The sequence below is a fragment of the Chromobacterium haemolyticum genome, from assembly GCF_009936155.1.
In the GTDB taxonomy this organism is placed as follows: domain Bacteria; phylum Pseudomonadota; class Gammaproteobacteria; order Burkholderiales; family Chromobacteriaceae; genus Chromobacterium; species Chromobacterium haemolyticum.
On the sequence record NZ_AP019312.1, the window covers coordinates 5,246,813 to 5,272,736 of the forward strand.

The 25,924-nt window shown below is 64.5% G+C and carries 22 protein-coding genes; 17 read left to right on the forward strand and 5 right to left on the reverse strand.

Annotation, left to right across the window (positions count from 1 at the left end; all coding sequences use genetic code 11):
- Positions 1-56 precede the first annotated feature (56 nt).
- From GYH29_RS24275 to GYH29_RS24290, 4 genes are read left to right on the forward strand one after another with little or no spacing between them, the layout of a single operon-like run.
- Complete coding sequence (locus GYH29_RS24275; RefSeq protein ID WP_043592618.1) at positions 57-968, forward strand: phage tail protein; 912 nt, start codon at positions 57-59, stop codon at positions 966-968.
- Positions 969-972: 4 nt separating this feature from the next.
- Entirely contained in the window at positions 973-1,188 is a 216-nt protein-coding gene (locus GYH29_RS24280) for a tail protein X (RefSeq protein ID WP_019102548.1), read from the forward strand.
- Complete coding sequence (locus GYH29_RS24285; protein ID WP_232060461.1) at positions 1,185-2,249, forward strand: phage late control D family protein; 1,065 nt, start codon at positions 1,185-1,187, stop codon at positions 2,247-2,249. The genes GYH29_RS24280 and GYH29_RS24285 overlap by 4 nt, the downstream gene beginning before the upstream one ends.
- On the forward strand, positions 2,246-2,899 hold the full coding sequence (locus GYH29_RS24290; RefSeq protein WP_019102546.1) for a phage baseplate assembly protein V: 654 nt from the start codon (positions 2,246-2,248) through the stop codon (positions 2,897-2,899). Before GYH29_RS24285 ends, GYH29_RS24290 begins: the two co-directional genes overlap by 4 nt.
- A gap of 235 nt (positions 2,900-3,134) precedes the next feature.
- Here the strand turns inward: GYH29_RS24290 and GYH29_RS24295 are convergent, their stop codons facing one another.
- Positions 3,135-3,473, reverse strand: coding sequence for a hypothetical protein (locus tag GYH29_RS24295; RefSeq protein ID WP_019102545.1), 339 nt, complete (start codon positions 3,471-3,473; stop codon positions 3,135-3,137).
- A 579-nt stretch (positions 3,474-4,052) separates the two neighbouring features.
- On the opposite strand from GYH29_RS24295, the gene GYH29_RS24300 reads away from it, so the two are divergent.
- From GYH29_RS24300 to GYH29_RS24345, 10 genes are all read left to right on the forward strand, one after another.
- On the forward strand, positions 4,053-5,078 hold the full coding sequence (locus tag GYH29_RS24300; RefSeq protein WP_107731422.1) for a hypothetical protein: 1,026 nt from the start codon (positions 4,053-4,055) through the stop codon (positions 5,076-5,078).
- A 10-nt stretch (positions 5,079-5,088) separates the two neighbouring features.
- On the forward strand, positions 5,089-7,056 hold the full coding sequence (locus tag GYH29_RS24305) for a hypothetical protein (protein ID WP_161524526.1): 1,968 nt from the start codon (positions 5,089-5,091) through the stop codon (positions 7,054-7,056).
- 13 nt (positions 7,057-7,069) lie between these two features.
- Positions 7,070-8,131, forward strand: a complete 1,062-nt coding sequence (locus tag GYH29_RS24310; protein ID WP_043592613.1) for a ferritin-like domain-containing protein — start codon at positions 7,070-7,072, stop codon at positions 8,129-8,131.
- A 228-nt stretch (positions 8,132-8,359) separates the two neighbouring features.
- Positions 8,360-9,592, forward strand: coding sequence for a 3-dehydroquinate synthase (locus tag GYH29_RS24315; protein ID WP_019100962.1), 1,233 nt, complete (start codon positions 8,360-8,362; stop codon positions 9,590-9,592).
- Positions 9,579-10,814, forward strand: coding sequence for a metabolite traffic protein EboE (eboE, locus tag GYH29_RS24320; RefSeq protein ID WP_019100963.1), 1,236 nt, complete (start codon positions 9,579-9,581; stop codon positions 10,812-10,814). The genes GYH29_RS24315 and eboE overlap by 14 nt, the downstream gene beginning before the upstream one ends.
- Positions 10,790-11,752 carry a UbiA family prenyltransferase gene (locus GYH29_RS24325; protein ID WP_198001621.1) on the forward strand — a complete coding sequence of 321 codons (963 nt, stop codon included), beginning with the start codon at positions 10,790-10,792 and terminating at the stop codon, positions 11,750-11,752. Before eboE ends, GYH29_RS24325 begins: the two co-directional genes overlap by 25 nt.
- A 16-nt stretch (positions 11,753-11,768) precedes the next feature.
- On the forward strand, positions 11,769-12,467 hold the full coding sequence (locus GYH29_RS24330) for an EboA domain-containing protein (RefSeq protein ID WP_019100965.1): 699 nt from the start codon (positions 11,769-11,771) through the stop codon (positions 12,465-12,467).
- Positions 12,454-13,344, forward strand: coding sequence for a TatD family hydrolase (locus GYH29_RS24335; protein ID WP_198001622.1), 891 nt, complete (start codon positions 12,454-12,456; stop codon positions 13,342-13,344). Before GYH29_RS24330 ends, GYH29_RS24335 begins: the two co-directional genes overlap by 14 nt.
- A 4-nt stretch (positions 13,345-13,348) precedes the next feature.
- Positions 13,349-14,764 (forward strand): alkaline phosphatase family protein, encoded by a 1,416-nt coding sequence (locus tag GYH29_RS24340; RefSeq protein WP_161524527.1) that lies wholly within the window; start codon positions 13,349-13,351, stop codon positions 14,762-14,764.
- Positions 14,765-15,819: 1,055 nt separating this feature from the next.
- Positions 15,820-16,269: a hypothetical protein gene (locus tag GYH29_RS24345; protein WP_043592608.1), complete on the forward strand. Its 450-nt coding sequence runs from the start codon at positions 15,820-15,822 to the stop codon at positions 16,267-16,269.
- A 132-nt stretch (positions 16,270-16,401) separates the two neighbouring features.
- Here the strand turns inward: GYH29_RS24345 and GYH29_RS24350 are convergent, their stop codons facing one another.
- From GYH29_RS24350 to GYH29_RS24360, 3 genes are all read right to left on the reverse strand, one after another.
- Positions 16,402-17,934, reverse strand: coding sequence for a catalase (locus GYH29_RS24350; protein ID WP_161524528.1), 1,533 nt, complete (start codon positions 17,932-17,934; stop codon positions 16,402-16,404).
- 127 nt (positions 17,935-18,061) lie between these two features.
- Positions 18,062-18,640, reverse strand: a complete 579-nt coding sequence (locus GYH29_RS24355; protein ID WP_043592606.1) for a TMEM175 family protein — start codon at positions 18,638-18,640, stop codon at positions 18,062-18,064.
- Between the two features lie 72 nt (positions 18,641-18,712).
- A complete protein-coding gene (locus tag GYH29_RS24360; RefSeq protein ID WP_161524529.1) occupies positions 18,713-19,744 on the reverse strand; it encodes a sensor histidine kinase in 1,032 nt (343 codons plus the stop codon).
- Positions 19,745-19,869: 125 nt separating this feature from the next.
- Between GYH29_RS24360 and argH the strand changes: the two genes are divergently transcribed.
- The 3 genes from argH to GYH29_RS24375 all read left to right on the forward strand — a co-directional run bounded on the left by argH (position 19,870) and on the right by GYH29_RS24375 (position 24,130).
- On the forward strand, positions 19,870-21,258 hold the full coding sequence (gene argH / locus GYH29_RS24365; protein ID WP_019103970.1) for an argininosuccinate lyase: 1,389 nt from the start codon (positions 19,870-19,872) through the stop codon (positions 21,256-21,258).
- Positions 21,259-21,634: 376 nt separating this feature from the next.
- Positions 21,635-23,242 (forward strand): EAL domain-containing protein, encoded by a 1,608-nt coding sequence (locus tag GYH29_RS24370; protein ID WP_043592601.1) that lies wholly within the window; start codon positions 21,635-21,637, stop codon positions 23,240-23,242.
- Positions 23,243-23,362: 120 nt separating this feature from the next.
- Complete coding sequence (locus GYH29_RS24375) at positions 23,363-24,130, forward strand: DeoR/GlpR family DNA-binding transcription regulator (RefSeq protein WP_019103455.1); 768 nt, start codon at positions 23,363-23,365, stop codon at positions 24,128-24,130.
- 127 nt (positions 24,131-24,257) lie between these two features.
- Here the strand turns inward: GYH29_RS24375 and GYH29_RS24380 are convergent, their stop codons facing one another.
- Positions 24,258-25,847 (reverse strand): GGDEF domain-containing protein, encoded by a 1,590-nt coding sequence (locus GYH29_RS24380; protein WP_232060462.1) that lies wholly within the window; start codon positions 25,845-25,847, stop codon positions 24,258-24,260.
- Positions 25,848-25,924 lie beyond the last annotated feature (77 nt).

Here is a 25,924-nt window from a genome sequence, read left to right on the forward strand (position 1 = left end):
GGAGCCCGGCGCGCTAGCGCGCCGGGTCCTCTTTCCACCCATTCGGAGGGCAACCCATGTACGCGGTACTGGGCAATATCGAGTTTGATCTGATCAGTTATTTCGACGGCCTGGAACAGCGCAGCGGCAGCGACTTCGCCGAACACGGCCGCATCGGCGGCAAGCCGGTGCTGCAATTCGTCGGCGACAAGCTGGACGAAATCCGCATCGACCTGGTGCTGCACGCCGCCTACTGCCAGCCGGACGAGGAGTTGCAAAAGCTGCAGGCGGCGAGGCAGCAGCACCAGGCCTTGGCGTTTGTGCTGGGCAACGGCGACTACAAAGGCCGCTTCGTCATCGCCGAACTGCAAAGCACTGGCCGTCAGACCGACCGCAGCGGCAGCCTGCTGGCGGTGGAGGCCCAGCTCAGCCTGCGCGAGTACGGCGGCGACGCCCCGCCCAAACCCAAGCCGGCGTTGGCCAAGGCCGCGGCCAGCCTGCCCGCGGGCAAGCTCAAATTGCCGGCCGGGCTGGAGCGCTTCAAGGCCGATATCGCCGGCCTGGCCAAGACCGTGGCTCAAGTGAAAAGCGTGGTGGGCAAGGTCAAGACCGTGATCAACACCGCGCGCGAGCTGCGTCAGCTGGCTGGCCGCGACCCGGCCGCGGCTTTGGAAAAGCTGCCCGGCCTGCTCAAGGAGGTGCAGGCGGCGGCGCCCGGATTGCAAGTCAGCGCCGAGCAGATGGCCAAGTTCGAGCAATACAGCAAGCTGGCCGGCGACGCGGTGCGCGTGGGCCAGAGCCTGCAGCAGGCCAAGCTCAATATGACGGCGATGGGCCGGCTGCTGACAGGCACCCCTGCCGGCCAGGTGCTGGACAAGCTGGCCGCCTGCGAAGAAATCAACGGCCGCTCCGAAGTGGCCTTGCGCGAACTGGCTGAGCCGCTGGCCGGCTTGGCCGCCAAGGCCGCGGTGCGGCGCATCCTGAGGTGACGTCATGTTCCTGAACCATGTGACCCAAGAAAACGAACGCTGGGACCAGATCGCCTGGCGCTATTACGGCGATGTCGGCCAAATGGCGCAGCTGATCGCCAACAACGCCCACATCCCCATAGGCGAAAGCCTGCCCGCCGGCCTGACCCTGGCCATCCCGGTGCTGGAGGCCGCGGACAGCGAGGCGCTGGAGCAATTGCCGCCGTGGAGGCGCTCATGAGCGACAGCCGCGCGCAGGAGGTGCCGACTCCGGCCTTCGAACTCAGCTACAACGGCAAATCCATCACCGCGGACATCGCCCGCCACGCGCTCAGCGTCAGCTATACCGACCACCTGAGCGGCGAGTCCGACGAACTGGACGTGGAGTTGGAGGACGTGGACGGGCGCTGGCTGGACGGCTGGTATCCGGACAAAGGCGCCACGCTGGCGCTCAAACTGGGCTATCGCGGCGCGGCGCTGGTGGCGGCGGGCAGCTTCGACATCGACGAAGTGGAATACCGCTCGCCGCCGTCCACCGTGCGCATTCGCGCGCTGGCCACCGGCGTGCAGCATCCGCTGCGCACCAAGAACGGCCGCGCCTATGAACAGATCACCTTGCAAGCGCTGGCCCAGCGCGTCGCCAAGCGCCACCGAATGAAGCTGCAGGGCAAGATCGAGACGGTGAACATCGACCGGCTGACCCAGTACCACGAAACCGATCTGCAATTCCTGCAGCGGGTGGCGGACCAGCACGGCTATGTCTGCAAGGTGATGGACAACAACCGCAAGCTGGTGTTTTGGAAACGCAGCGATCTGATGCAGAGCCCCAGCGTGCGTCGTTACACCCCGGCCCAGCTGATGGCCTGGCAGGCGCAGGACCAGCTTAGCAAGGTGCCGGCCCAGGTGGACGTCAGCTATCACGATCCGGCCAAGCGCGCGCTGCGCACCGCCAGCGTGCGCGCCGACGCCAAGGCGCCGGGCGGCAAGGCCAGCAGCGCGGATATCGTCAAGCTCACTCGCAAGGCCGCCGGCAAGCGCCAGGCGGAGCAGATGGCGGCGGCGGAACTGGAACGTCGCCAGTTGGAGCGCACCCGCATGTCCATCACCGTGGATGGTTCGCCGCAGTTGGCCGCCGGCAGCAATATCGATCTGGACGGGTTCGGCACACTGTCCGGCCGTTACCAGATCCAGCGCGCCAGCCACCGCATCAGCCGTCAGGACGGCTATGTCTGCGAACTGGAACTGAAACGGGTGAGCGCCGGCTCCGCCCAAAACACAGCAAACGAGAGGAACAAGCCATGATGGACGTACCCCTGCCGGAAGCGCTGGCCACCCTCAAGTTCGGCAGCGTTTCCGCCGTGGATGCCAATACCCAGCGCGTGCGCGTACGGCTGCCGGAACTGGGGCGGCTGCGCACCGCCTGGCTGCCGGTGCTCAGCCGCAAGAGCGGCCGCGACAAGGACTACTGGCTGCCGGACATTGGCGAACAAGTGGCGGTGCTGTTGGACGCTCGCGGCGAGGACGGCGTGGTGTTGGGCGCCATCTTCTCCGCCGCCGATGCGGTGCCGGTGGCCAGTGTCGATAAATGGCATCGGCGCTTCGCCGACGGCGCGACGCTGGAGTACGACCGCGCGGCCCATCAGCTCACCGTCAGCGGCGGGGTGCAAAAAGTGGTGGTGGAAGCGGGGGCGGAAATTGTCCTCAAGGCGGGCGCCAAGGTCAGCATAGACGCGCCGGCCACGGAAATCAGCGGCACCTTGCTGGTCAAGGGCCTGCTCACCTACCAGGGCGGCTTGAGCGGTTCCGGCGGCAGCGGCGCCAGCTTCTCCGGCAATATCAGCCAGAGCGGCGGCAGCTTCAACAACGCTGGCGGCGACGTGGTGGCCAGCGGCAAGAGCCTGGCCGGCCACGTGCATCCGGCGCCGGGCGGCATGACCGGCGGCCCAGTGTAGGCGTCGCGTTTAGTCTAACCGCAGCGTCAAGCGCCCAGCCCCGATGGCGAGAGCCGTCGGGGCTGGGTTGTTTCATGGGGCAAGAGAATCCGCATCGGCGCACAGTCTGCAGCGCCGGGGGAGCCGCAGTACCGCGGGCATTGCTATGACTTTGCTCGTGCGCCACTCGCGCATGCTGACTTCTCGGTCGTTGCCGCCTTGCCTCGTTCTTGGTCATGAGACCGTGAACACGTTTTTACAGCAAGCGGTTCAACTCGCTGGCCGCGTTCACCTGCATCGCGTGCAGCGGCTCCAGCATGAAGGCGAGGTGGCTGCCGTAAGCCCCTGCGTCCTCGCCTTGCCACAGCAACTGCAGGGCCGCGCTGAGGCTGTTGTTGGCGGCGTCCAGCTCTATCAGGTGGCGGCTGGCTATCTGGCGGATGGATTGATGACAACGGCTCAATTCGTCTATCACCGCATCCAGCATGCCCAGCTCCGCGTGTTGCTGGCGCAGCGCCTGCAATTGGGCGATGGCCTGTCCCAGCTGATGAGTGGGCTTGCCTTCGGCGGCGGAGGGGATGGGGGGGAGGGCCATGATGAAAGTTTCCAATTGATGTCGGCGCAGCCTGTCCGGTACCGATCGGAAGCGGGCAAGTCCATGGCGGGGCGGCCTGCCGGCCTGCGTGGGCCGCGTTCCCGGCGCCGGGGAACTCCGGCGCGTCGTGGATTGTCGTCCAGCGCCGCGCTTGGGGTCAAGGCCGGGCGGGAGCCGCCGCGCCCAAACCGCTTTAGAACCTGTTCAAAGTCTGCCGCGCTGCGGCGATACGGCGTTAAAAACAAGCTCAAAATGCTCATGTACCACTCGACCATTCCGTTTTTTCGCTCGTTTTCGCCTTGTCTCGCTCTGGCTCGCGAGCCTTTGAACCAGCACTTAGTTCGCATCTCACATTTTCCTTTGCGGCTGATCTGGCCGGCAGCTATAACCACACTTGCATGTAATGATAAAAGCATGATTGTTGGCGTGTATTAATACTATGTGACTATACGTAGTGCGCTGCATCAGGGAGGGCGGGTCCGCCGCCTGCGAAGCGGCGCCGTCCGCAGTCAGCCGGGAAGGGAACGGCCGCCAAGGGGGCGGATGGCACCGGGGTTCCAATACGAAGGAGCACAATCGATGTCATTGCAACAGTCTGTCTCCGCCAGCGTGCGCTGGGGGTGGCTGGTTCTGGCCTGCGCCGCCGCCGGCGTCCAGGCCGCCGACATGCCGGAGGCTTCCGCCGCCGCCGCGCTCAAGGCTTTGAAGAGCACGCCGGCGGGGCGTCACAGCTATTACACCGGCGGCGTGCACAACACCGTCGGCTGTCTGTTGCCGGGCAGCTGCGTCTATCCGCGCAAGCCCGGCGAACCCAGCGACCCGCTGTTCCCCGAATGGTGGGTCAGCGACTGGACCATGTATCGCATCTTCAATCAGGCGGCGATCAAGGAATATCCGCCGCCGTACGCCTCGCCGCCTGCCGGGATGAGCGAGGGCCAGGATTACGAAACGTCCTACGGCGCCAGCTATTACGATTCCAGCTACGTGCCGGCGGATGGCGATGGCCGCGGCGCGATGATGGAGCATTATGAAAAACGCTGCCTGCCCATCTTCCCCGGCAGCAATCATTACAGCTGCTCCTTCGTGTCGCTGGGCAACAAGGCTTATTTCCTGCGCTACGCGGACCGGCCCAAGGGCACGCCGCAGTGCTGTCAGTTCTCCTTGGACAACCACCCGCCGCGTCGAGACTTCATCAAGCATCTGCCGTACAACGCCGCGCAGAGCACCCACTTGAACGGCACGATACAGGCGTACTCGCGCGTGGTGCAGCCGGGCAGCATCCTGTTTGGCTACGCCTTCTACAAACAGCCAACGCGCGACGGCGGCAAGGGTGCGCCGTACCGGCACCCGCAGTCCTTCTTCTTCTCCGGCGATCCCGGCTCGCCGCCGGACGCGCCCATGGTCAGCCAGAACTACAGCCACTTCCGTGCGCAGAAACCGGACCCGAAACAGACCTGGATGAAGGTGGCCGAGATGTGCCCGGCCAAGCCGGAATGGTGCTGCCTGTTCGCCACCGATTGCCCGGACAAGGGCAAGGCCGACGCGCCGGCGGCCGACAAGGCCAACGCCCAACCCGACCCGAGCTGGGCCACCCTGCAGCCGTAAAGGAATCGCCATGAGTTATCTCGACTCCCCCCGCATCCATTTTTCCGGCTACTTCCAGTCGGATGTGTCCACCGTCAACAACAATGTCTGTTATTACGATTCCGACGCTTTCAAGGAGCAATACCAGGAGTACGGCGACGGCGGCTGGAACCCGCAGGGCACCGCCATCTTCCGTTTCGTCAGCTGCAGCGTCACCGGCGCCAGCCTCAACGGCAAACCCATCACCAGCAGCGCGCAGGACCCCATCATCGGCATGGCGATGGAGAACGCCGACCAGCGCGCGCCGGGCAAGATGGCGGACTTGGACCCGCAACAGCAGATGGTGTCGCAGATCTGGGCGCTGCAAGTGCGGCTCACCGACAATGTCGAGCGCGCGCTGTTCATCGGCGACATGCTGCCGGTGGGCTTCATGAATTTATGGAAGCGTCAGCAAATCGAGGCGTTCAACGACCAAACGCTGGGTGCCAACTACCAGTCCATCCTGGAAAATGTGCAATGGCACGGGCATAGCCGCTCGCCGGTGCTGGAGGCGATGCGCAAGGCCAGTCAACACGGGCTGCTGGCCATCGAGTTCAATCTGTTCGGCTACGGCCGCGACCCCTCGATCCCGCGCTACACCCAGGGCCATATCGTCGGCACCATCGGCCCCTACCATGAGCGGGAGCCCAAGCATTTCATCCTGGGCCGGCAAATGACGGCGCAGGTGGACAGCAACAATACGACGAAGCCGACGGAAGGGGTTTACAGCTTCCAGTGCAAGAACCATCCGGACCGTCAGACCCTGACCGCGGACTTCGGCAACGCGCTGCCCATCATTGACGCCAGCGGCGCCTTCGTTGATCTGGGGCCGTTGACCATGGCGGTGTTGAAACAGCCGGCGCACGCGCCCATCAGCGGCAGTCTGAGCCAGGACCAGGTCATCGTGCTGGGCCAGGTGGCCTACGACCCGCCGCAGCCGGGCGCGGCGCCCAGCGACGAGCCGTCCGAGTGGTTTCGTCAGACCGCGGCGATCCAGGACTTCGAGTACGCCGCCATTCCCGGCGCCAGGCAGGCGCTGGAAGCCTGTCCGCTGTTGTTGCTGAGCCCATCCGACGACGGCTACCAAGTGCTGGTGCAAGAATCCATCGACGGCCTCTACGTGCGTTCCGACGATCATGTGCTGCGGCTGAACGCCGGTCAGCAACTGCCGGTCAGCTTTTTCGCCAGCCGTTACGGCCAGCCGCTGTCCGCCGAAGTCGACGTAGGTTTGTTGCCCAAGAGCAAGAACCCAATGGGCGGCGGCAAGCCGCTGCCGCCTTCGCCTCCGGACAACAAGCCGGTGCTGCCGCCCAAGATCAGCGTGCCGGCGGACGCGGTGCGCTACCCGGCCAGCTTCCACACCAACGACAGCGGTCATGGTCGAGCGGTGGTCAGCGCGATTCCGGCCGGGCCGGGCAATCCGCGCGGCTATATCGACGGCCAGCTCTACGGCATCGGCTACCAGTTGCGGCAGCAACCTAAGGACTACATCAGCAACCCGTGGAATTTTGTCAGCGTGCTGGCCTTCGACCGCGTGCCGGTGCCGGATCATCCCACTTGGTACCACGATATCCGCCCCATCTTCGTCCAGTACGGCAACCTCTATCCCATCATGAGCAAATACGTGGTGGACCTGGGCGATTACGACTCTGTGGTGCGCCATGTCGACATCCTTAAATTGGCGTTTTCCCTGCCGATGAGCGATCCCAACCACATGCCGGTGACTCGCGACCTGTCCGACGACAAGCGCGCCATCATCCTCAAGTGGCTGAACCAGACCGACGCTCAGGGCAAGCCGCTCAAGGGCGCGCCGCTGCTCAAGGCCGCCGTCGTGCCCGCGCCGCGGGAGGTGGACACCGATGCGGTGGCGGTGCCATTGGACGATCTGCAAATCGCCGGCAAGAGCGCGGTGGTGTTGCAACTCCAGGCGCGACGCAAAGCCGCGCCGTCGCAGGATTGAGGGAGAACAGGCCATGATTCGCTTGCAACGCAGCATCATCCACGGCATCCGCGCCGCCAAGACCGCGGCCGAACTGCATTACTACCTGCAAAACGCGGTGGAACTGGAGCACGCCACCATTCCGCCCTATCTGACCGCGATGTTTTCGCTGAAGCCGGGCTACAACGTGGAAATCCGCCAGCTGATCCACAGCATCGTGATGCAGGAAATGCTGCACATGTGTATCGCCGGCAACATCCTGATCGCCATCGGCGGCCATCCGCAGATCAACAAGCCGCCGTTCATCCCCAAATATCCGGGGCCGCTGCCGATGTCCATAGGCGGCGAGGACTTCATCGTCGGCATCGAACCGTTCTCCAAGGAGCTGGTGTTCAACACCTTCATGGTGATCGAGGAACCGGAAGATCCGGTGCCGGTGGAAACGCCCAAGCTCGCCGCTGAGGACGAGCCGGACTACGCCACCATCGGCGAGTTTTACGACGCGATCAAAAAGAAGATCAAGGAGCTGGGCGACGGCATCTTCATTCCGGCCACCGTGCCCAAGCAAGTGCTGGGCTGGTTCTCCCCGGAACGCTTGTTCCCGATCACCGACGTGGCCAGCGCCCTGCACGCCATCAACATCATCATCGTTGAAGGCGAGGGCACCAGCACCAACCCGAACCAATCTCCGGGCAACCCGGCGCACTACTACAAGTTCGGCGAAATCTACTACGGCCGCCGCATCGTCAGCACCCCGGACGGCGGCTACGCCTACGCCGGCGCGGAAGTGCCCTACGACCCGGCCGGGGTCTACCCGATGGTGTCCAACCCGCAGGACTACGACTATCAGGACAACACCCAGGCCAAGGTGAGGGTGGAAGCCTTCGCCTACAGCTACAGCAGCCTGCTCAACGCCCTGCACCAGGCGTTCAACGGCGATCCCAAGCGCATCGACACCGCCATCGGCCTGATGTACGACCTCAAGGTGCAAGCGGTGAGCCTGATGGAAACGCCGGTGGCGCCGGGCAGCGAGAAGACGGCTGGACCCAGCTATCGCTACGTGAATACGCAAGGAGGGATGGACACCAGCGATTAAACGCCGTCCGCCATTGCGCAAGGCCAAAGCGGTCCGGCGGATGCCGGGCCGCGTTTGCCGTCTCATCGACGCGCAGCAGATTTAAGAACCGCTAACAAAACCTCGCAGAGAACCTGAGCCAAGGCGCGCCGACGCAGGCAGTACAAAGTGGTACGACAAGGAGGCGCAACGCGGGGTCAGGGGTTTTGTTAGCGGGTCTAAGAACCGGTTTTATTTAGGAGCAGAGCCATGCCACTGCCAGTCAGCAAGCCAGACCTCGGAGACGCCGCAAGCGGCCGCAGCGCCGGGGCCATGACCATGCAGCGCTTCAGCGTGCCGTTCGAATACCCGGTGTATTTTGGCCGCGGCTTGCTGAGCGACCCTGGCAACCCGCTGTTGCGGCAAGCCATCTGCCGGCGCGAGCCGGAACGGCGCCATCGATTCGTGGTTCTGATTGACCAGGACGTGGCCGCCGCCCACCCGCGGCTGCCCGCCGCCTTCGAGCGCTACGCCCGGCGTCACCGCGACGCGCTGGAACTGGCCGCGCCGCCGCGGCTGACCATGGGCGGCGAAGCTTGCAAGAACGATCCGGAGCAGCTGTTCGCGCTGCAAGGCTGGTTGCAGCAATGCCATGTAGACCGTCACAGCTGCGTGGTCATCGTCGGCGGCGGCGCGCTGCTGGACATGGCCGGCTTTGCCGCGGCCACCACCCACCGCGGCGTGCGCGTGGTGCGCATGCCCACCACCGTGCTGGCGCAGAACGATTCCGGCGTGGGCGTCAAAACCGCGATCAACGCCTTTGGGGCCAAGAACTTCCTCGGTGCCTTCGCGCCGCCGTTCGCCGTGCTCAACGACTACGACTTCATCGCCAGCCTGCCGCGCCGAGACCGCATCGCCGGCATCGCCGAAGCGGTGAAAGTGGCGGCGATACGCGACCGCGCCTTCTTCGACTGGCTGGACGCCAACGCCGAAGCGCTGACCGACGGCGACGACGAAGCGATGCAATGGATGATACGGCGTTGCGCCGAACTGCATCTGAACCACATCGGCCAGGGCGGCGACCCCTTCGAGTTCGGCAGCGCCCGGCCGCTGGATTTTGGCCATTGGGCCGCGCACAAGCTGGAAGCGCTGAGCGGCTACGCGCTGCGCCACGGCGAAGCGGTGGCGATAGGCCTGGCGCTGGACTGCCGCTACGCGGTGTTGGCCGGCTTGCTGCGCGAACCGGCGCAACTGAGTTTGCACCGGCTGCTGCTGCGGCTGGGCTTTTCGTTATGGCACCCGGCGTTGGACTGGCGCGACGGCGAGCGTCGCCAGGTGCTGGCCGGGCTGGATGAGTTCCGCGAACACCTAGGCGGCGAACTGACCATCACCCTGTTGCAGCGTTTGGGGCAGGGTGTGGAAGTGCACGCCATCGATGCGGATCGGATGAACGCGGCCATAGACTGGCTGCGCGACAGGAGCGATGACCATGTTGCTGCTTGACCCCCAACAACGGCCGGACAGTCTGCCGGCCACCACTCTGCCCGCGGTCCACATGAGCTACTGCACCAATATCCACCCCGGCGAAAGCTGGCAGGAAATGCGCGCTCAACTGGGCTTCCACCTGCCGCGCATCAAGGCGCGAGTGGCGCCGGACCGGCCGTTCGGCATTGGGCTGCGGCTGTCCGCGCTGGCCGCGCGCCAGTTGGAGGAGGAACCGGCGCAGGCGGAATTTCGCGATTTTCTGACCGAGCACCAATGCTATGTGTTCACTCTCAACGGCTTTCCCTTCGGCGCCTTCCACCGGCAAGTGGTTAAGGATGGGGTTTACCTGCCGGACTGGCGGGACCCGCAGCGGCTGATCTACAGCAACCGGCTAGCCCAGCTGCTGTCCGCGCTGCTGCCGCCGGAACTGGAATACGGCAGCGTCAGCACCGTGCCCGGCGGTTATCGCCAACACCTGAGCGGCGACGGCAGCGGCGCGCTGTGGATCGCCACCCATCTGCTGGAGCACGCCGCCTTTCTCCACCGGCTGCGACAGGACAGCGGCCGCCGCATCGTGCTGGCGCTGGAACCGGAGCCGGACTGCCTGCTGGCCACCAGCGAAGACGCGGTCGCCTTCTTCGAGCTGCATCTATTGAGCCGGGCCGCGCTCAACCAAGTGGCCAAATGGTGCAATGTCAAACGCGAAGAAGCCGAAGCCATCGTGCGGCGGCACCTGGGCGTGTGCCTGGACGCCTGCCACGCCGCGGTGGAGTACGAACAGCCGGAAGACGCGGTGGCGCGGCTGGATCAGGCCGGCATCGCCATCGCCAAGCTCCAGCTCAGCGCCGGCCTGCGCGTGACCCGGCCGGACCGGATGGCGGCGGAAGCGCTGCGCGCCTTCGCCGAAGACACCTATCTGCACCAAGTGGTGGCGCGGCGCGGCGACGACCTGTGGCGCTACCCGGACCTGCCGGCGGCGCTGACGGCCCTGCCGCGACAGCCGGCCGACGAATGGCGCATCCACTTCCACGTGCCCATCTGCCACGCCGCGCTGGGGCCGTTCGCCAGCACCCAAGACTTCCTGTCTCGGCTGCTGGCCCTGCAACGCCAGCGGCCGCTGAGCAGCCACCTGGAAGTGGAAACCTATAGCTGGGGCGTGCTGCCCCCGGCACACCGTCAGGGCGACCTGGGCGAAGCCATCTGCCGGGAGCTGCAATGGGCGGAGGGCCAGCTGCGATGAGCGGCCAGCGCGCCCTGCCCATTCCCAAGACCAGCGCCCGGCGGAGGCTGTCGCGGCGGCACGCGCGCCAGACTCGCCGGCGCGTGGCCGGGGTCTGGTCGCTGGCGCTGCGGCTGGGTCGGGTATCCAACCTGCCCACGGTGTGGAGCAACGTCCTCGCCGGCGCGGTATTGTCCGGCCACGCCGTGACTGGCGGGCCGCTGGCCTTGCTGCTGCTGTCGCTGTCCTTGATCTACGTGGCCGGCATGTATCTGAACGATGTCTGCGACCGCCACATCGACGCGCGCGAACGGCCGGAACGGCCGATTCCCTCCGGGCTGGCGTCGGCGCGGCTGGTGTTGCTGGCCGGCGCCGCCCAGCTCGCGGTCGGCGTCGCCCTGTTGGCGGCGCTGGGCCTCCCCGCCTTGTTGGCCGGCCTGTGCCTGGCCGCCACCGTGGTGCTCTACGACCTCTGGCACAAACACAATCCGCTCAGCCCGCTGCTGATGGGCTTGTGCCGGATGCAGGTTTATCTGATCAGCGGCCTGGCGCTGGGCGCTGGAGCTTTATCCGGCCCGCTGTTGCTGGCGGCGCTGGCGCTGCTGGCTTATCTGATCGCACTGACTTACGTGGCCAAGCAGGAAGGCCGCGCCGGGCTGGGGCGGCTGGCGCCGCTGCTGGGCCTGGCCGCGCCGCCGCTCTACCTGCTCAGCCAACCGTTCCAGCCCTGGGCGCTGCCCTTTTTGCTGCTCAGCCTGGGGTGGAGCGCGCATTGTCTGCGGCTGGCCTGGCCCGGACCCGGCCGCGACATGCCGCGCGCCGTCGGCGGTCTGATCGCTGGCATCGCGCTGGCGGACGCTTTGTTCATCGCCGCCGCGGGCCAGCCGCAGTGGGCGGCGTTGGCGGTTTTGGCCGCCTGGCTGACCCGGACATGGCAACGCCGGGTGCCGGGCACTTGAACGGAGAATCTGCGCGATGGAAACGCAAACCATGCTGGCGGATCAATTGCACGCCAGCCTGCTGGACGCGGCGGACCGCCACAACGCCGCCCAGGCGCTGGTGTGGTTGGAGGCCTGTCGTCGGCTGACCGCCGATGCGCCGGAGCCCGCCGCCTGTCGCCGCTTGTTTAGCGTGGCCAACCGGCAACTGGCGGCGCTGACCCTGCTGCCCAAGGCCGCGATCAAGGCCTTGCAAGCCCAACGCGTGCTGGCGGCGGAAGCGTGGTCGCCCGGCGACGCCGGCCGCGCCCTGCTGCTGTTGAGGGCCTTGGCAGCCGGCGCGGATCCGGCGCTGGCGTTCGATCTGTATCGCGGCGGCGATAGCCTGGAACAGCAGGCGGTGGTCAAGACGCTGATCCTGCTGCCCAAGCCGGAAGACTGGCTGGCGCTGGCCACCGACGCCAGCCGCAGCCACGTGGCCGGCGTGTTCCAGGCGCTGGCTTGTGACAACGCCTACCCGGCGCAACAGTTTCCCGATCTCAATTTCAACCAGCTGGTGCTCAAGGCCTTGTTCACCGGCGCGCCGGCGCGGCGTATCGCCGGCCTGGAACGGCGCTGGAGCCCAGAGCTGGAACACATGGTGGCCGCCTACGCCAGCGAGCGACGCGCCGCCGGCCGCAGCGTGTCCGACGACGTCGTTTTCCTACTGCAAGGACTGCATCATGAAAATGTTTGATCCGCACATCCACATGACCTCCCGCACCACCGACGACTACCAGGCGATGAGCCGGGCCGGCATCAGCGTGGTGGTGGAGCCGGCGTTCTGGATGGGCCAGCCGCGACGGCACGTCGGCAGCTTCGACGACTACTTCCTGTCGCTGCTGGGCTGGGAGCGCTTCCGCGCCGCGCAATTCGGCATCCGCCACTTTTGCACCCTGGGCCTCAACCCCAAGGAAACCAACAACCCGGACGTGGCCGACGGCGTGATGGCGCTGCTGGAGCGCTACTTGGACAAGGACGGCGTGGTGGCGGTGGGGGAAATCGGCTTCGACGACGAAACCCCGGCCGAGGAGCGCTACTTCGCTCGCCAGCTGGAACTGGCGATGGAGTTCGACCTGCCGGCGCTGGTCCACACCCCGCATCGAGACAAAAAGGCCGGCACCCTGCGCAGCCTGGCGCTGGTGCGCGACAGCGGCATTGCGCCGGGGCGGGTGCTGATCGATCACAACACCGAAGAAACCCTGCCGCTGGTGCTGGACTCCGGCTGTTGGGCCGGCCACTCCATCTACCCCAACACCAAGATGGACGAACCGCGGATGGTGGCGCTGGTGCGCCAGTACGGCAGCGAACGCATCATCATCAACAGCGCCGCCGACTGGGGCGTCAGCGATCCGCTGAAAGTGCCCAAAACCGTGGAGGCGATGCGCGCCGCCGGCATCGCGGAGCGCGACATCGAAACCATCGTCTGGCGCAACCCGCTGGACTTCTTCGCCCAGAGCGGCCGTCTGGACATCGAAGAAGCCAACAGCCCGCTGGCGGTGGACCAGCGCCGGCTGTATCAGGGCAATTCCGTGCTGCGCGGCCAAAATCCGCAGGTGGATATCGTGGAGTGACATCATGCAACGCACACTCGTTCTGAACGTGGTGGGCCTGACGCCGCAGCTGCTGCGGCACGCGCCGCACTTGATCCGGCTGGCGGAACGCGGCGCGCAGCGCCCGCTCATGGCGGTGACGCCGGCGCTGACCTGCCCGGCGCAAGCCACCTATCTGACCGGCCAGCTGCCGCAGGCGCACGGTTGCGTCGCCAACGGCTGGTATTCGCGAGAGTTGGCCGAGCCGTTGTTCTGGAGACAGAACAACGCCTTGATTCAGGGCGAGAAACTTTGGCACGAAGCCCGGCGTCTACACGCTGGCTTCAGCTGTGCGCAGTTGTTCTGGTGGTACAACATGTACGCCGACGTGGACTGGAGCGTGACGCCGCGCCCGATCTACAAGGCCGACGGCCGCAAGATTCCCGACTTCTACTGCAACCCGCCGGAGCTGCACGCGGAATTGCGTCAAAAGCTGGGCGATTTTCCCCTGTTTCACTTTTGGGGGCCGGCGGCGGATATCCGCTCCAGCCGCTGGATCACGGATTGCGCCTTGCATCTGTACCGCTCGCGCCAGCCCACGCTGACCCTGGTCTACCTGCCGCATCTGGATTACTGCCTGCAGCGTTTGGGGCCGGATCATCCGGACGTGGCGGTGGAGGTGGCGGCGGTGGATCAGTTGTGCGGGGAGTTGATCGAGGAGGCTGACCGGGACGGCAGCCGCGTGATCGTCTTGTCCGAGTACGGCGTCACGCCGGTCAGCAACGACATCGCCATAAACCGCGTTCTGCGCATGGCCGGTTGGCTCAAGGTGCGGGAGGAACAGGGCGAGGACAAGCTGGACTGCGGCGCGTCGGCGGCTTTCGCGCTGGCGGATCATCAGATCGCTCATGTCTATGTGCGCCAGCCGGCGTTGGTGCCGGAGGTGAAGGCTTTGTTGCTGGAGCTGGAGGGGGTGGAAATGGTGTTGGACCAGGCCGGCAAGCGTTTGCTGGGGCTGGATCATCCGCGTTCCGGCGAGCTGGTGGCGGTGAGCCGGCCGGATCGCTGGTTCAGTTATTACTATTGGCTGGACGATGCGCACGCGCCGGATTTCGCCCGCACGGTGGATATTCACCGCAAGCCGGGTTACGACCCGGTGGAGTTGTTTTTGGACCCGGCTTTAAGTTGGCCGAAGTTGGACATTGCCTGGACGTTGTTGAAGCGCAAGTTGGGGATGCGGAGTTTGTTGGAGGTGATTCCGCTGGATCCGTCTTTGGTGCGGGGGTCGCATGGACGTCCCACGCTGAATCCGGAGCATGGTCCGTTGATGATTAGTTCTTTGCCGGACAGTTTGCCGTCGGGGGCGGTCCCGGCGACGGCGGTGCGGGACATCATCATGGATCATATGTTTGGGGAGGTGGAGACGCGGCTGGCGTATCGGGCGCATGGGGTGATGGAGTAGGGCGGAGGCCCCGCGTGGGCTTTTTTATGGGGTTTTCGCTCTTTGATCGCGCTTTGATTGGAGAGGTTTTTTTGTTGAATCCGCTTCCATGGGCTTCCTTTGATAGCGTGGAGCTGAGTGGTGATGGTTCTGTTGAATCCGCTGTGCGGATGATGTTTTGGGTGCCGCTTTCCGCGCGGCGAACGGGGAGGGGGCGGGCCGCCGCCCCCTTCCATCCCCCCTCGTCCCCCAGGACGCGAAACCCCGAAGAAAAAGGGGGCTGCAAGGCGCGGCTGAACTCGCGATTTGCTAGCGTCAAATCGCTCAAACAAAGCAGCCGCTTAAAACCTTGCAGACCCCTTTTTCTCCGGCGCGCCCCGAGGGGACACTTGGGCGCTACACGAGGTGGTCTTTTTTGAATTAAGAGAGGTGGTTTAGCAAAGTGGGCCATTTCCGTGGATAACTTGGCCCCATTGCTCTTGTCTGTGGATAAGTCTGACTCCCTAAAAGAGAGCATGTATCCGACGCGCCCTGGGTCCCTTCAAGCCTGCCGTCGGGTGGCAGGTCCGAGGTCTTAAGCGGCTGCCCTGTTTGAGCGATTTGACGTTAGCAAATCGCGAGTTCAGCCGCGCCTCGGACCTGACGGGAAGCCGTAGGCCAGGCTTGCAGGGTGGCCTTTAGGAGTGGAGAGGATATTTGGCCAAGCAAATATCCTCTCCCTGCTCGCCGGGCAGTCCCGGCAATGAAAATCATCTTCCGCGTAGCGGATACAAAACCCACACACCTCGCCACACCAACCACCCCACCTTGACCCCAACCGCCCCCTCGGCAACAATCCCCCCGTTGCCGCCAAAACAAGCGGCACACGGGATTGGCGTCCCGTTGCTATGAAATTCTGCGTACTTGTTACGCAGGCAGCACACCCACAGCCATGCCAACTTGGCAGGCGTGTGGTGGGAGAGTGCTATGCACTCGCCGGTTTCATAGCTCGGTACGCCAATCCTGCCACGCGCCTGCCCAATACCTCAGCCTTCCCCGGCAGGTGGTTTATCTTGTGTCACAGCAGGAGAAACACCATGCAACATCCTCACAAATTCCCCCGTCGTCGCCGCTACAAACTGCACTCGCTGGAACAGCAGGAAGCCTTGCTCCCCTTCGTCCGCCTCTGTCCCGGTCGCACCTATCGGCATTACTGGCAAATGCCCACGCCCCGTAAGGATTACCCCGCGGACAGCGCCTACGGCCGCGAATGCGCGGCCCACCTATTGCAATGGATGAAGGACAACCGCGAATATGTCGGCAAAGGCCTGCTCAGCCGTGTCGCCCGCGACATCGACTTTGACGACCGCGGCGGGCGCTACCAGTGGATGGGTTTCTTCAACTATCTGGAAATCATGATGTTGCTGGGCGCGGACCGGGTCAGGGTCTACCGCCATGTCGATAGCCAACATCAGTTCTATCTGGCGCTGGGACAACGGCTCAAGCTGGAGGCGCGTTTCCGCCGCATCCGCCTACGCAATCGCTGACCTAAGCAGGTGGGTGGAGCCGTAGGCGATATCCACCAAACCCCGCTGCCGCCGCTTGCCACTGCGCGGAGCGGGCGCAAAAAAAAAAACGGGGTGGCCATGGGCCGCCCCGCTTCATTCAAGCGGCTACGCTTATTCCTGCAACAGCGCCGCCCTGCGCTCAATCCCCTTCACCTCCACCTTCAAGGCCTTGGCCAGACGCTCGCCGTACTGGCGGTCCGCCTTGTAGAAGTGCGACAACATCACATCGCGGGTCTCGGCATTGCGTACCTTGGCCAGGTCGCCGGACAGATTGCGGATCAGGTCCGCCTGGTCCTGCGCGCTCAGCGAGCGGTAGAACTCGCCGGCCTGCTGGAAGTTCAGCGTTTTGGCGATGGCCTCTTGCTGGGTGTTGCCCTGTAAGGGCAGGCGGCTGTGCTTGAACTGCGGGTCTTGCGGCTTGGGAGCCTGCCGGCTGGGCTCGTAATTGACGCTGCCCTGGCGGCCGGAGGCGTTGTGCGCGCCGTCCTGATTGTTGTTCACCACCTCAACCCGCGGGCGGTTTACCGGCAGCGCCTGGAAATTGGTGCCCACGCGGTGCATCTGGGTATCCAGATAGGAGAACAGCCGGCCTTGCAGTAGTCGGTCTTCCGAGGCCTCGATGCCCGGCACCAAGTTGGCCGGCGACATCGCCACTTGCTCGGTGGCTTCGAAGAAGTTGGCCGGAATCCGGTTCAGCGTCATGGTGCCCACCTTGCGTTCCGCCACGCCGGTCCACACTTTGGTGGGGTCCAGCGGGTTGAAGGCGAAGCGGTTCATGTCCTCTGGCTGGATCAGCTGCACGTACAAGTCCCAGGACGGGTAACGTTTCTGTTCGATGCTTTGCAGCAGGTCCGCGGTGGCGTGGCTGACCGATTGGCCCTGCACCTTGGGCAGTTCGTCCGGGCGCAGGTTGCGCTCGCCCTGGCGCGATTTCCAGGTGAACTTGGCGTATTGGTAGCGGCCGTCGGCGGCCACCAGTTTCAGCGCGTGCACGCTGCTGCCGTTCATTTCGCGGTAATTGGCCGGGGTGCCGTAGTTGGAGTACACCCGGGTCAGCATGTGGGTGGATTCCGGCAGGTGGGAGAAGAAGTCGAAGATACGGTTGGGGTCTTGCTCATTGCTCACCGGGTCCGGCTTCAGCGAGTGCACCATGTCCGGAAACTTGATCGCGTCGCGGATGAAGAACACCGGCAGGTTGTTGCCCACCAGGTCCCAGTTGCCTTGCGCGGTGTAGAACTTGGTGGCGAAGCCGCGTGGGTCGCGGTCGGTTTCCGGCGCGCCGCGGCTGCCTATCACGGTGGAGAAACGCACGAACACCGGGGTTTGCTCGCCCTTGCGGAACACCAGGGCGCGGCTGACGTCCTGCAAGCCCTCGCTGGCGACGAAGACGCCGCCGGCGCCCACGCCGCGCGCGTGCACCACGCGTTCCGGGATCCGTTCGCGGTCGAAGCGTTGCAGCTTTTGCAGCAGTTGGATGTCTTGCAGCAGGGGGGGGCCGTTGGGGCCGGCGGTCTGGCTGTTCTGGTTGTCGCCCACCGGCGCGCCGTTGTCCTGGGTCAGGTTGGCGGCCTGGGTCAAAGCGGCGCTACAAGCCAGCGCCACGGTGAAAAGCTTGCGGTTCACGGAAAAGGTCAGAGCAGACATTGGCACTCCCATAAATTATTAGAACATTTACTAAGGGAGTGGCCATTATCGGAACTGGCAATAGTTTTGTTAAATCTTAAATTACAATTTGTTTGATAGTGTTTATTAATGGGCGACGACGACGGCGTTACTTTTCCGCCAACAGCCGCTCAATGCGCCGGTCCGGCACGAGCCAGATCAGGGCCATCAGCACGTACATCGCCGCGGACAGCCATTCCCAGTAAAAGGCAGCGGCGATGCCGATCAGGTAGCACAGCGGGGATATCTTGCCCTTGATGTCCCTGCCCAGCGCCTCGGACAGCCGGGTGCGGTTGCCGGGCAGGCACAGCAGGGATTGTTGCATCAGCCACCAGGCCAGTGCGCACATCAGCAGCACCACGCCGTACAGGGCCAGCGGCAGCGGAGCGAAGTGGTTTTCTCCCATCCAGCCCGTGACAAAGGGAATGAGGGACAGCCAGAACAGCAGGTGCAGATTGGCCCACAGCACGCGGCCGTCCACGCGCTGGATGGCGTGATAGAAATGGTGGTGGTTGTTCCAGTACAGGCCCACATAGATGAAACTCAGCACGTAGCTGAGGAAGACCGGCCAGCGGTCTTGCAGCGCCGTCCAAGTGGTGTCGTGCGGCACTTTCAGCTCCAGCACCATGATGGTGATGATGATGGCGAGCACGCCGTCGCTGAAGGCTTCCAGCCGGTTCTTTCCCATGATATCCCTATCAACTGTTTCAATCGGATGACAGGGGGAGTATAGACGGCTTTGCAGATCGTAAATAGGCTCTCAGCCTGGCTGCTGGGGTGGCGCCGGGCGGTAAGGCAGGCGGATGCGGGTGATGAAACGATCACCGTCCAGCCGGGCGCTGAGCGAGGCTTCGGCGTCGAAATACAGCTCCAGCCGCTCGGCCAGGTTGTCCAGCGCCATGTGGTGTCCGGGCGTGGCCGCCGCCGGTTCCAGGTTGACCGGATTGCTCAGCGTCAGCTCCAGCAGTTTTTCATGCTGGCGCGCCTGGATGCGGATCTCGCCGCCGTCGGCCAACCGTTCTATGCCGTGGAACACCGCGTTTTCCGCCAGCGGCTGCAGGATCAGCGGCGGCAGCGCGGCGTCCAGCGGCGCTTGCACGTCCCAGCTCACTTGCAGGCGCGCGCCCAGCCGTTCGGCCTCGATCGCCAGATACATGGCCGCCAGTTCGATTTCACGGCCCAGCGTGGATTGTCGCGCCGGGTCGCCCAGCTGGGCGCGGAACAGGTCGGCCAGGTTTTCCAGCACCATTTCCGCCTTGTCCGGCTGCTTGCCGATCAGGGCGATGGCGGCGTTGAGGCTGTTGAACAGGAAATGAGGGCGGATGCGGGCCTGCAACGCGATCAGTCGCGCCTCGGACAAGGCCGGGGACAGCGCGCGCGCGCGCAGATTGAGGTAGTGCTGCATCAGCCCGCCCACCGCGCCGGCCAGCAGCACCTGGCCCCAGGGCATGGGCGCCAGCGGGTTGAGCAGGCGGCCGCAGAAGGCGAAGGACAACAAGCAGATGGCGGCGGCGGCCAGCGCGGCGCGCCGCCCGTGGTGGAGGCGGCGGCCCAGCAAGGCCAGCAGGCCCAGGCTTAGCAAGGCGCCGGGCACCAGCAGGCTGGACAGGCGCAGCAAGCGCCAGGGCAGCGGTTCTCCGCCCTCGTCCAGCAGCAGGCCGCCCAGCAGGAACAGGCCCAGCAGCAGCAGCGCGCGCAGCAGCACGCCCAGGTTGCGGTAGTCGGGCAGGTCGGGCGAGGGCGGTAGCGGCATGGCGGCGCGGGGAGGGGCGAAATAGGATAGCAGCATCATAGCAAGGAAAACCCGCACTGGCCGAAGGCGCTCGCCGCTGGCATAGTAAGAGGTTCCCGGCGGCATTGCGCGTGTCCGGGGTTTCGCCAAGTTTTTCGTCCGCAGCCATCGTAGAAAGCATTGCCATGCAAGATCAACACGCCTGGTCCGGCCGTTTCTCGGAGCCGGTATCCGAACTCGTCAAGAAATACACCGCCTCGGTGGATTTCGACCGACGACTGGCCGAATTCGACATCGAGGGCTCGCTGGCCCACGCCGCCATGTTGCAGCGCGCCGGCGTCTTGTCCGCCGAAGACCTGGAAGCGATCCGACGAGGCATGGGCGAAGTGCTGGACGATATCCGCGCCGGCCGCTTTGAGTGGAGCGTGGATCTGGAAGACGTGCACATGAACGTGGAGCGCCGGCTGACCGACAAGATCGGCGACGCCGGCAAGCGCTTGCATACCGGCCGCAGCCGCAACGACCAGGTGGCCACCGATATCCGCCTGTGGCTGCGCGCGCAGATCGACGCCATCGTCGGCCTGATCGGCGAGTTGCAGCACAGCCTGCTGGACCTGGCCGAGCAGCACGCCGAAACCGTGTTGCCGGGCTTCACCCATTTGCAGGTGGCGCAGCCGGTGACTTTCGGCCACCACATGCTGGCCTATGTGGAAATGCTGGCGCGCGACGCCGAGCGCATGAGCGACTGCCGCAAGCGCGTCAACCGCCTGCCCTTGGGCGCGGCGGCGCTGGCCGGCACCACTTTCCCGATAGACCGCCATTACACCGCCCAGCTGCTGGGCTTCGACGATGTCTGCCACAACTCGCTGGACGCGGTGTCCGACCGCGACTTCGCGATCGAATTCACCGCCGCCGCCAGCCTGGTGATGGTGCACCTGTCGCGCTTGTCCGAGGAGCTGATCCTGTGGATGAGCCCGCGCGTCGGCTTCATCGACATCGCCGACCGCTTCTGCACCGGCAGCTCCATCATGCCGCAGAAGAAGAACCCGGACGTGCCGGAGCTGGTGCGCGGCAAGTCCGGCCGCGTGGTGGGCCACCTGATCGCGCTGGTGACGCTGATGAAGGCGCAGCCGTTGGCTTACAACAAGGACAACCAGGAGGACAAGGAGCCGCTGTTCGACACCGCGGACACCTTGATCGACACCTTGCGCATTTACGCCGACATGATGCGCGGCGTCACCGTCAAGCCGGAGGCGATGCGCGCGGCGGTGCTGCAAGGCTTCGCCACCGCCACGGATCTGGCCGACTATCTGGTGAAGAAGGGCGTGCCCTTCCGCGATAGCCACGAGGTGGTGGCGCTGACGGTGCGTCACGCGGAACAGCAGGGCGTGGACATTGCCGACCTGTCTCTGGCCAAGCTGCGCGAGTTCTCGCCGCTGATCGAAGACGACGTGTTCGCCGTGCTGAGCCCGGAAGGCAGTCTGGCGCAGCGCGACCACGTGGGCGGCACCGCGCCGCGCCAGGTGCGCTTGCAGATCGAGCGCCATCGCCAACGCTTGCCGCCGCCGCGCTAAGCGCCCCGCATGGCTGTCAGGCCGCGCCCCGCCCACCCCGGCGGCTCGCGGCCTGATTGCGTTTTGGTCGGCGTCGACTGCGGCGATTTATATCAAATACAAGTCAATCAAAGACATTTTATTAAATAAATCTTTCTAATTAGCTTTTCTGTCTTCGGCTAAACCGTTATCTTTAGCGCCAGACTTGCGGGAGCTTCGAAAAATCGCGATGGCGGCCGGGCACGCGCCGCGCGGCAATGCCCGCTCATCCCTCATCCTGGCAGTCCCCGTCCATCCATGCTGTTCTCGCCAGCGCCAGCCGTGTCGCGGATTGGCGCGCGTCCTCATGGCCGGACGCCGGGCTGCTTCTTGTCATTTAGTCACGCCGGGGAACAATGTGTTTTGTCGCCATCGCTTCCGTCACCTGATCAGCCGAGGCAATCAGTTTCGCGGCAGCCTCAACGCCGCGGAATGGGCCTTGGTCTTGCTGGTGGCCGTGTTGCCGGCGGCAATAGGCCTGCCCTTGACCTGGAACCGCTACCAGCTGGATGTGCAGGCGCAGCTGCAAAGCGCCGCGGGGCGCGCGGTCAATTCCGTGGACCGGGTGTTTGGTCAGGTGGATCGCTCGCTGCGCGAAGCCGCGCCGCTGGCTGGCCTGCCCTGCGCGCAGGCGCGCGGCAAGCTGGTGTCGCTGGCGGCTTTCGACCCCTATATCCGCTCGCTGGGGCTGCTGGACGGGCGCCGCCTGTATTGCACCTCGGTGCTGGGCGCGCAGGACACGGTGCTGCCCTTCACTCCATCGGCGCCGCAACAGCTGATCCATCGCCAGGGTTCCGGCCCCCTGTATCCCAAGCGCCCCTTCCTGATGCGTTCTTTGCTGAGGGAGCGGGGGCAGGGCATTGTCGCCAGCGTGGAGCTGGCCTATTTCAGCCCCTTGCTGCCCTGGCAGGCCGATGACGGCCACAGCGGCTCGCTGCTGGTGTTGAACCATAAGGAAGCGGTGCAATCCACCTTGCCGGGCGTTGCCGAAGTGCCGGGCAGCGCGGTGCTGCGCGTGATCGCGGCGTCTCGGCACTATCCGCTGGCGGTGCACAGCTGGGTGGACTCCGAGTACCTGTGGCGCGGCGCGTCGGCGCGTCTGCTGCGCGCCTTGCTGCTGTTGCTGCCGGTGGGCGTGGTGGGGGCGGCCCTGCTGCTGGGCTATTTGCGCAAGCGCGGCTCGGTCAGCGGGGAGATACTGCTGGCTTTGCGCAATCAGGAGTTCCTGCCTTACTACCAGCCGGTGTTCGACGCTTGCGGCCATCGCTGCATGGGGGTGGAAGTGTTGCTGCGCTGGCAGCATCCGCGCCAGGGCCTGGCGCCGCCGGATCTGTTCATCCCGGTGGCGGAAGCTTCCGGCATGATCATCCAGATTACCCGCTACCTGATGCGGCGGGTGGCCGCGGACATGGAGTCGCTATCCTTGCCCGACTGTTTCTTTGTCGCGCTCAATCTGTCGCCCAGCCATTTGCAACATGCGCAGCTGGTGGAAGATTGCCAGGCGTTTTTGCAACACTTCTCGAAGACGCCGCCGCGCTTGGTGCTGGAAGTGACCGAGCGCGAGCCTATCCGGGTGACGCCGCAAAGCCAGCAGGTGATGGCCGAGCTGCGGCGGATGCGGGTGCAGATCGCCATCGACGACTTCGGCACCGGTCATAGCAGCTTGGCGGAACTCAACCGCATTCACGCCGACCATTTGAAGATAGACCGCGTGTTCGTGGCGGCGATAGGCAGTGATTCCATTGCCAACCGCATTCTGGAAATGATTATCGACCTGGCCAAGCAATTGCGTATCTCCATGGTGGCCGAGGGGGTGGAAACCGAACAACAACGCGCCTATCTACAGCAAAGCGGCGTGCATTACCTGCAGGGCTATCTGCTGGCGCGGCCGATGCCGCTGGAGCAGTTGCGCGATTTTCTGTGGGGACGGCGTGCGTCCTTGGCGGAGGGCCAGGCGGCTCCCTGAGTAAAAAATGCGCAATAAACGAACACTATTGGCCGATATCAAGCCGGAATAGTGGTTCTGTTTGCCGCTGACCCGCAAAATATGTTACTAAAGTGACGTGATTTTCGATTCCGAATAGTTATGAGCCGCTCACCCCGTCACGACAAGATTCTGCAGCTGGTCCGCGAAAACGGCTTCATGCCGATCGAAGAGCTGGCCAGACTGCTCGATGTCACCCCGCAAACCATTCGCCGCGATATCAACCAGCTGTGCGAGGCCAATTTGTTGCGCCGTTACCACGGCGGCGCCGCCTTGGGCAGCAGTGTGGAGAATGAGGACTATTTCGCGCGCAAAGGAAAATTCCAGAGCGAAAAAGCGCATATCGCGGACATGATCGCCAGCAGCATTCCCGATCATGCCTCGCTGTTCATGAGCATAGGCACCACCATAGAGGCGGTGGCCCAGGCGCTGACCAGCACGCACAAAGGCTTGCGGGTGATCACCAACAACATTCACGTCGCCTCCATCATGTCCACCAATCCGGATTTCACGGTGATGATCACCTCCGGCACGGTGCGCGCGTCCGACGGCGGCATCACCGGCGTGGCCACGCTGGATTTCATCAATCAGTTCAAGGTGGACTACGCCATCATCGGCGTATCCGGCATTGAACCGGACGGCTCGCTGCTGGACTTCGATTACCGCGAAGTGCGGGTGGCGCAGGCGATGATGTCCAACGCCCGTCACCGCTATCTGGCGGCGGACCACAGCAAGTTTGGCCGCAACGCCTTGGTGCGCATGGGCCACATCAGCGAATTCCACACCGTGTTCACCGACGCGCTGCCGCCGGAACCGGTGACCAAGCTGCTGGAAGAGCAGGGGGTGCGCCTGGTGCTGACCGAGGCCTGATGACCCGCGTGTAAGAGCCTGTTTACGATCTCGCTCTTGCTCGCGAGACTTTGAACAGGCTCTAAGCGTGCGAGAAAAAAGCCGGAGCGTCCTTGACGCCCCGGCTTTTTCATTGTCCGCGCCAGGCTCAATTCGGCATGGTTTCCACCCGGTTGCGGCCGTTGGCCTTGGCCCGGTACAGCATTTCGTCGGCCTGCTGCACCAGCTCCGTGCTGCTGCCGGCGGTGTCCATCGAGCTGATGCCCACGCTGAAGGTTTGACGGAAATCACCGTCAGGCGCGCGTTGCTGGATCTGGCTGAAGTCCTGACGCAATTGGTCCATCAGTTCACGCGCCTGCGTCTGATTCGTGCCCGGCAGAACGATGGCGAATTCCTCTCCGCCGTAGCGGCCCACCAGGTCGCTGCTGCGCAGCCGTTCCTTGAGAAAGCGCGCCAGATTGATCAGCAGCTCGTCGCCGGCCGGGTGCCCATGGCTGTCGTTGATGGTTTTGAAAAAGTCCAGATCCAGCATGGCCAGCGACAGCGGCCGTTGATCGCGGCGCGCGCGCTGGATGCTGTACTCCAGCTGACCGTGCAGATGGGAGTGATTGAGCAGGCCGGTGAGGCTGTCGTTGATGATGTAGGAGCGCAGCTTGCGGTAACGGCGCGCGCGGTTGATTACGGTGACGATCAGCTCCTCCGGCGCCACCGGCTTGGTCAGAAAGCCGTCTATGCCCAGGGTCAGCGCGTCCAGTTGTACCGCCTGGCGCTTTTCCACCGACAGGAACACCACGGGGATGCCGTCCAGCAGCCGTTGCTGGCGGATCACCTTGGCCAGCTCCATGCCGCTGCATTGCGGCATGTACATGTCCATCAGGATCAGATCCGGGCGGAACTGCTCTATCATGTCCAGCACCCGTTCCGGCTGAGTTTCCTCGCGGGTTTCCACTCCCTGAGCATTGAGCACGCTGGAGTAGAGCCCGGCCAGCGACTCCATGTCCTCCACGATCAGCACGCGCAGGGGCTCGCGCTTCTCGCCCAGATCCCCGAAGCTCAGTTGGTCTATCAGCTGATGCGCCTGCAAAGGCCAGTCCAGCAGGCTGCCGGCGCCGGCGCGCACCGCGGCCAGCCTAGCCTGGAAATCGTGCCGCGGGGAGGTCAGGATCAGCGGACAGATACTGCTGATGGTGGGCGCCAGCAAGAGGATGGGGTCGTTGGCGGCGAACTCGGTGAAGGCCACCACCGCCTCCGGCGCCTTGTCCTGCAATGCCTGGGCCAGCTTGGCCGCCTGCTGGATCACCTTGGCGTGGATGCCGTAGCAGGACAGCTGCTGGATCAGCGGCGTGGCGTCCGCATCCTGCGGCAGCCATAGATAAAGGGTGACCAGGTCGCCGCCCAGCAGTTTGTCGTAGTCGATCTCCGGCAGGCCGTCCTTGCGCTCCATCATGCCCAGTTGGCTGACCAGGCCCAGGTGGTGGCGCAGGCGGTTGTAGCGCTCGCTTTCCGACGGAGCGGTCTGCGGTTGCTGGATCCAGCCCTGCAGCAAGCGCGACAGGGTTTGGATTTCTCCCGTGATTTCGTTGAGGTCCTGCTCGCGCACCATATCTTCCAGCCGCAGGATCAGCGACAGCAGGTGGGCGGCCAGCGGCCGTTCCCAGCGAGTGACCAGCAGGTGGCCGATGCGATCGATTTCCTGTGCCAGATGCACGCGTTGTTTGAAAGCCTGATGTTGCGACATGGTCAAGTGTTCCCCGGTGGACCCGGTTGTCCGATATTCAAGTTCTGAAGCCGCGCCTTGGGCGCGCTGTTATAATT

Excerpts from the sequence above, each read along its gene's own strand:
- argH (WP_019103970.1), top strand. The coding sequence starts at position 19,870 with ATGCAAGATCAACACGCCTGGTCCGGCCGTTTCTCGGAGCCGGTATCC.
- GYH29_RS24285 (WP_232060461.1), top strand. The coding sequence starts at position 1,185 with ATGAGCGACAGCCGCGCGCAGGAGGTGCCGACTCCGGCCTTCGAACTC.
- GYH29_RS24345 (WP_043592608.1), top strand. The coding sequence starts at position 15,820 with ATGCAACATCCTCACAAATTCCCCCGTCGTCGCCGCTACAAACTGCAC.
- GYH29_RS24330 (WP_019100965.1), top strand. The coding sequence starts at position 11,769 with ATGGAAACGCAAACCATGCTGGCGGATCAATTGCACGCCAGCCTGCTG.
- GYH29_RS24340 (WP_161524527.1), top strand. The coding sequence starts at position 13,349 with ATGCAACGCACACTCGTTCTGAACGTGGTGGGCCTGACGCCGCAGCTG.
- GYH29_RS24300 (WP_107731422.1), top strand. The coding sequence starts at position 4,053 with ATGTCATTGCAACAGTCTGTCTCCGCCAGCGTGCGCTGGGGGTGGCTG.
- GYH29_RS24290 (WP_019102546.1), top strand. The coding sequence starts at position 2,246 with ATGATGGACGTACCCCTGCCGGAAGCGCTGGCCACCCTCAAGTTCGGC.
- GYH29_RS24355 (WP_043592606.1), bottom strand. The coding sequence starts at position 18,640 with ATGGGAAAGAACCGGCTGGAAGCCTTCAGCGACGGCGTGCTCGCCATC.
- GYH29_RS24305 (WP_161524526.1), top strand. The coding sequence starts at position 5,089 with ATGAGTTATCTCGACTCCCCCCGCATCCATTTTTCCGGCTACTTCCAG.
- GYH29_RS24315 (WP_019100962.1), top strand. The coding sequence starts at position 8,360 with ATGCCACTGCCAGTCAGCAAGCCAGACCTCGGAGACGCCGCAAGCGGC.
- GYH29_RS24380 (WP_232060462.1), bottom strand. The coding sequence starts at position 25,847 with ATGTCGCAACATCAGGCTTTCAAACAACGCGTGCATCTGGCACAGGAA.
- GYH29_RS24310 (WP_043592613.1), top strand. The coding sequence starts at position 7,070 with ATGATTCGCTTGCAACGCAGCATCATCCACGGCATCCGCGCCGCCAAG.
- GYH29_RS24375 (WP_019103455.1), top strand. The coding sequence starts at position 23,363 with ATGAGCCGCTCACCCCGTCACGACAAGATTCTGCAGCTGGTCCGCGAA.
- GYH29_RS24350 (WP_161524528.1), bottom strand. The coding sequence starts at position 17,934 with ATGTCTGCTCTGACCTTTTCCGTGAACCGCAAGCTTTTCACCGTGGCG.
- eboE (WP_019100963.1), top strand. The coding sequence starts at position 9,579 with ATGTTGCTGCTTGACCCCCAACAACGGCCGGACAGTCTGCCGGCCACC.
- GYH29_RS24275 (WP_043592618.1), top strand. The coding sequence starts at position 57 with ATGTACGCGGTACTGGGCAATATCGAGTTTGATCTGATCAGTTATTTC.
- GYH29_RS24335 (WP_198001622.1), top strand. The coding sequence starts at position 12,454 with ATGAAAATGTTTGATCCGCACATCCACATGACCTCCCGCACCACCGAC.
- GYH29_RS24295 (WP_019102545.1), bottom strand. The coding sequence starts at position 3,473 with ATGGCCCTCCCCCCCATCCCCTCCGCCGCCGAAGGCAAGCCCACTCAT.
- GYH29_RS24325 (WP_198001621.1), top strand. The coding sequence starts at position 10,790 with ATGGGCGGAGGGCCAGCTGCGATGAGCGGCCAGCGCGCCCTGCCCATT.
- GYH29_RS24280 (WP_019102548.1), top strand. The coding sequence starts at position 973 with ATGTTCCTGAACCATGTGACCCAAGAAAACGAACGCTGGGACCAGATC.
- GYH29_RS24360 (WP_161524529.1), bottom strand. The coding sequence starts at position 19,744 with ATGATGCTGCTATCCTATTTCGCCCCTCCCCGCGCCGCCATGCCGCTA.